Origin of the sequence: Mesotoga sp. BH458_6_3_2_1, from assembly GCF_003664995.1 — a bacterium.
Taxonomy (GTDB): domain Bacteria; phylum Thermotogota; class Thermotogae; order Petrotogales; family Kosmotogaceae; genus Mesotoga.
The window spans coordinates 1-5,510 of sequence record NZ_JFHL01000033.1; the positions used below are offsets into that span (position 1 = coordinate 1).

General features: G+C 45.3%; 3 protein-coding genes. 2 read left to right on the top strand and 1 reads right to left on the bottom strand.

Features of this window, described 5'->3' with window-relative positions; genetic code table 11:
* Window positions 1-526 (bottom strand): toll/interleukin-1 receptor domain-containing protein (locus tag Y697_RS14480; RefSeq protein WP_183083838.1); only part of this gene is annotated, 526 nt, incomplete at its 3' end.
* A 190-nt stretch (window positions 527-716) separates the two neighbouring features.
* Between Y697_RS14480 and Y697_RS14485 the strand changes: the two genes are divergently transcribed.
* A complete protein-coding gene (locus Y697_RS14485; RefSeq protein ID WP_121552521.1) occupies window positions 717-2,447 on the top strand; it encodes a hypothetical protein in 1,731 nt (576 codons plus the stop codon).
* 20 nt (window positions 2,448-2,467) lie between these two features.
* A partial coding sequence (locus Y697_RS14490; RefSeq protein WP_121552522.1) for a toll/interleukin-1 receptor domain-containing protein occupies window positions 2,468-5,510 on the top strand: 3,043 nt, incomplete at its 3' end.

Consider the following 5,510-nt stretch of genomic DNA (forward strand, 5'->3'; position numbering starts at 1 on the left):
GTGGGATATCATTGAGCGTTTCTTCTGACTTTTCTTCTACAGTCTCTTCCAATGGAATTGATTCTCGGGAATCAAAGGATTCTAGTTTTCGCTTTATGAAATTAAGTAGCCTTGCCTTTCTAGAAGTCTTGTAGGACTGATTCTGTCTGAGTGCATAGGGAAGGTCAGCGTTAGCTAGTTCATCGCTCACCGTAACAATCTGTCCATTGAGCTTTCTTCCACTTATTATTTCGTTATGAAAGCTGTCCCATTCATATTTGACCCATTTGGAATTAAGGTTTTCCTTCGTCGTTCCAACAACTACCATTACAAGTGCCTTGTCGAGTGCTTCTTCTATGACTTCTTTGTATGCTGCTTCTCCCAGTTCCTCAATCGAGAAACTGCTCATGAAAACTCTTATGGAATTCGCTTTTAGAAGCTCGTAAAGCTCCTTAGCAATATACCAGTCCCTTGTGTACTCATCATTTTCGTCCGATACTTTGCAGGATATGAATACTTGCCAGTCTTGCGAAGAGTTGCTTGTCATCATTACACCCCTTCGATATACCTACTGAAGTCCTGTCAACTCGTTCATCATCCGGCTATCTTGTTGCAACTAGTGCCGCTTGAAGTGTAACAAAAGTAATAATCTATGATCATTATTATACAATAATGTCATAAGCATCCAGTTTCATGAAAAAGGTTCTCACACTGGAATTCCTCCGGAGGTGGCTTGTTTGAGACTGAGAAAATGGTTGATTCTTGGTGCGGTTGCAGCTTTCATCTTCGTTCTCGGATTCTTCGGCTGGATGAGATTCTTCGATTTGGCCGGCAAAGATATGTCGGTTCTTGGATTGTTGGAAGCCACTCTCGGACTCTTCAGATGGAAGACATTTTTCCCAGGGTTTGCAAAAATTCTTAACCTAGGAGATTATGAAATTCCTTTGATCCTCGATATAGCAAGGATAACCGCTCCCTGGATAACTCTATTTGCATTCATAGCACTTGTGTTTTCTGTCGTTAGAAGCTTTGCGACATCCTTGAAAGTAAGGCTTTTCTATAGAGATCATGTTGTAGTTTTCGGTTGTGAAGAAACCTGCAAGTATCTTCTTAATTGCGTGAAAGCAGATTATCCAAGTAGCAAACTTGTATTGTTAAAGAACTCAAGTACACCGAGTTATGTTTGCAACACTTTTGAAGAAAATCCAGTCATTGTTGGGAATCTTGAGGAGACTGATATTCTGAATATCTCTGCGATCAATAGGGCCGCTCACATAATACTGGCAACTAACGACGATTCGATAAATATGCGATTGCTCAAGAACATCGAGCAGTTTTTGCTCAGAAAGAGTAAACGGAGTAGCACAGAGATCTGGCTTCAGATTGAAGACTTCAAATCATACGAGACTTTCAAAGGCTACAAAGGGGAGGATCCTTCTATAGGAATAGACGTTCATGTATTCAGCGTGTTTCAGAGAATGGCGGCACAGACGGTAGATAGTTTCAGCCCGGATCAGTTCATAGAAACAGCGGGAAAAGAACAAATCGAGATAGCCCTATTTGGACTTGAAGCTCTTGGGCAATGGATAGTTCTAGAGGCAGCCCAAATGTACCATTTCAACAATATGAAGAAGCTGAGAGTTACTGTGATTGACTGTGATGTTGATGAAAAGATCAGAGATCTACTAAGGATTTGCCCTTTACTAAACCGAGTGATTGACATCCAGTCTATCGATTTGCTTACTTTTCTTGAAATGGATGCTCCCAATTTGCTTTCGAATGTATCATTGTGTTTCATAACTTGGCCAAAGGTTCAGGAGATAGACTTCATATCAAGAAAGCTGAGGCAGCTCTTCTTCAAATCAGAAGAAAATCTGGAGATTCCCAAAATAGTGCTCGTGGACGTCTCATCTTACCAGGGCTCAGAGATAATGAAGGAGTCTCTTGATACTTTGAAGGCAATAGGCATTTCATGTTCTTGTCCAACTGGCATTTCAATAAAAAACGAAGAAGAATGTGATGATCTTGCAATGCAGATTCACAACGTCTATTCTCGCTTACCTCAGAAAGAGCTTGAAGTCGAATGGAGCAGAATGACTGACTACTTCAAAGATGAAAACCGTTATGCAGCACGGCATCTGTCTATGAAGCTAAGATCGCTTGGTCTCGAAGCCGTATCGACAGATGATCCAAGAGATCCCGCTAACTTCAAGGCGATCCTTCCTGAAAACGAACAGACACTTGCTCAGGTTGAACATAACAGATGGCTCGCGAGGAAACTCATAAATGGTTACGTCCATGGAAAGAAACTGGACAGAAAACTCAGAGACCAACTGAAAATACATGTTGACATACGTCCCTGGGAAGAACTGAGCGAGAAAGACAGAGAAAAGGATCTGGTTGTTTTGAGAAACATTGATAATGTCTTCAATGAAATCGGAAAGAAGATTGTTCCTTTGAAGCTATGATTTGTAGGAGGGGTAAGACTATGCCAGAAAAGTCACCATTAAGAATATTCATAAGTTACGGCCATGACGAATACGCCGAGCTCGCAGAGAGAATAAAGAACGATCTCAAAGAGAGAGACCATGAAGTCTGGTTCGACAGGGATAGGATTAGGCCGGGCGAAGACTTCGAGCTTTACATAGAGGATGGTCTCAAGTGGCTGACAGAGGACAAATCCAGAGCGAGATTCCTTTATCTCATGACTCCCCATTCAGTGAGAAGGCCGGACGGTTTCTGTCTGAACGAACTTACTTCCGCCATGATGAAAGAGCTCTCCATCTTCCCCGTTATGGTTCAGATGAGCGAACCTCCCCTCTCCATCTGCAGAATACAATGGCTGGATATGCAGGAGTGCTTCCCTTCATGTGAGAATACCCCCTATTCCGTCAAGTTCGAAAGACTCCTGGCCGCACTTGAAGACAGGAATTGGGACTTCGAAGGTTTTGAAAAGAACCTCCTGAAAGTGCTTAACCCCATTGATTTCGGACCGGATATGTTGAGACACCTGAAAGACTTCACCGGAAGAGAATGGCTAAAAAAAGAGATAGAAGAATGGCTTGAAGGAAAGAGGCCGGGAAGCAAACAGGTCTTCTGGATAAAGGGGAAGCCGGGTATAGGAAAGACGGCGATTAGCTCATGGCTCGCGAGCACGATGTACGAGGTCGTTGCCGTCCACTTCTTCAGAAGCGACTCCACAGAGAAGAGAGATCCGGTGAGGTTCATACACACACTCGTGTATTACTTGAGTACGCAGATTCCCGAATACAGAGAGCAGTTAGAGGTGTTGTCTCAACCAGTGGAGCATTATCTTGAAGAGTACAAAAACGATCCGAACGATCTCTTCTACAACCTGTTAATCCTTCCTCTCCACAGGGCTGGGATGAATGATAGAAAGGCTCTGGCAGTAGTGATAGACGGGCTTGACGAAGCCAGTAAAGAGAGCGGAGACAACGAGATAGCGAGGCTCATAGCCAGACAGCTGGAGAAGGCACCTTCCTGGTTGAAGTTCATAGTCACGAGCAGATCAGAAGCCGGGATAAACGCGGAACTCCAGGGAGTGACGAACCCCTGCGAACTCGACTCGGCCTTGGAGGAAAACGAAAAAGACATACGCGAGTATCTCAAGATGAAGTTGAAACCCTATCTGGAAAAGGTGATGGACGAGGAGAAGATAATACTGGAGATACTCCAGAAGAGCGAAGGGCTGTTCGTATATGTCAATGCCTTCATGAAAGCGCTCGAAGAGAAGGCTCTTACATTGAAAGATGTGGGTAACTTCCCCGGGAAACTCGGAGAGATATACTACACGTACTTCAGCAGCAAGTTCAAAGACGAGGACGATTACTGCGAGAACATCTCCCCGGTTCTTGAACTGATTCTCGCCACGGTAGAGCCTCCCGATATTGAATTGCTGTCTGAAGTTCTGGGACACAAAGAAACTCAAATCTTGAGAATAATCCGAAGACTGGGTTCTCTATTCGAGAGAAACGAAAACAGGATAATTCCCTTCCACAGCACGCTTACCGAATGGCTTGCAAGCGAGGACAGGGCATTTCGATACTATGTTAGCGAGAAAGAAGGGCACAAAAGACTTGCTGAATACGGGCTAGAGAAATACAGAAAGGTCATGGACAGAGAAGAATACGAGACTGATAAGGACTACGTCGTAAAAAACCTTGGAATCCATCTCTACGAAGCCGGAATGGATGAAGAGCTTGAAGAGTTGCTGAAAGAGACAGTTGAATCAAGCGAAGAGAAAGGCTGGAAGACCAGTGTCTTGTTCAAAGTCTGTGACCATGTAGTAGAAAGATACGATTTTGATAAGGAAGATAGGCTGAAGAAGATAATTATAGAGCTATCACCGTCTGCGATCGGCAAATCTCTGGCAGATACAATGAACGAACTTGGAAAAAAACACGAGAATAGGGGAAAGAGTCTCTGGTGTTTGTTTGTGCATGAAAAAGTACTGGCTGTTTATGAAAATCTCTTAGAGAAAAACCCTGAAGACGAAAATCTGCAGAGAAACCTGGGAGTGAGCCTGAACAACGTTGGCAGAATATACGAGAGTCTCGGCGAAGGCGAGAAGGCTCTCGAGTACTATATGAGATCTCTTGAGATAAGTGAGAGCCTGGTGAAGAAAGAGCCCGGGAGGACCGACTGGCAGAGTGACCTGGCAGCGAGCCTGAACAACGTTGGCAGAATATACGAGAATCTGGGCGAAGGCAATAAGGCTCTCGAGTACTATATGAGATCTCTTGAGATACGAGAGAGCCTGGTGAAGAAAGAGCCCGGGAGGACCGACTGGCAGAGAGACCTGGGTGTGAGCCTGAACAACGTTGGCAGAATATACGAGAGTCTCGGCGAAGGCGAGAAGGCTCTCGATTACTATATGAGGTCTCTTGAGATAAGTGAGAGCCTGGTGAATAAAGACCCCGGGAGGACCGACTGGCAGAACGACCTGGGAGTGAGCCTAAACAACGTTGGCAGAATACACGAGGGACTGGGCAAAGGCGAGAAGGCTCTCGAGTACTATATGAGATCTCTTGAGATAAGAGAGAGCCTTGTGAAGAAAGACCCTGGGAGGACCGATTGGCAGAACAACCTGGGAGCGAGCCTCAGCTATGTGGGCAGAATACACGAGGGACTGGGCGAAGGCGAGAAAGCTCTCGAGTACTATATGCGAGATCTTGAGATAAGCGAGAGCCTTGTGAAGAAAGAGCCCGGCAGGACCGACTGGCAGAGAGAACTGGGAGTGAGCCTGAACAACGTTGGCAGAATATACGAGAATCTGGGCGAAGGCGAAAAGGCCTTGGAGTACTATATGCGGGATCTTGAAATAAGAGAGAGCCTGGTGAAGAAAGATCCCGGGAGGACAGACTGGCAGAGAGAACTGGGAGTGAGCCTGAACAACCTTGGCAGAATATACGAGAATCTGGGCGAAGGCGAGAAGGCTCTCGAGTACTATAACAGGTTACTGGAAACAATGGAAAGCCTGGTGAAGAAGGAGCCCGGCAGGACAGACTGGC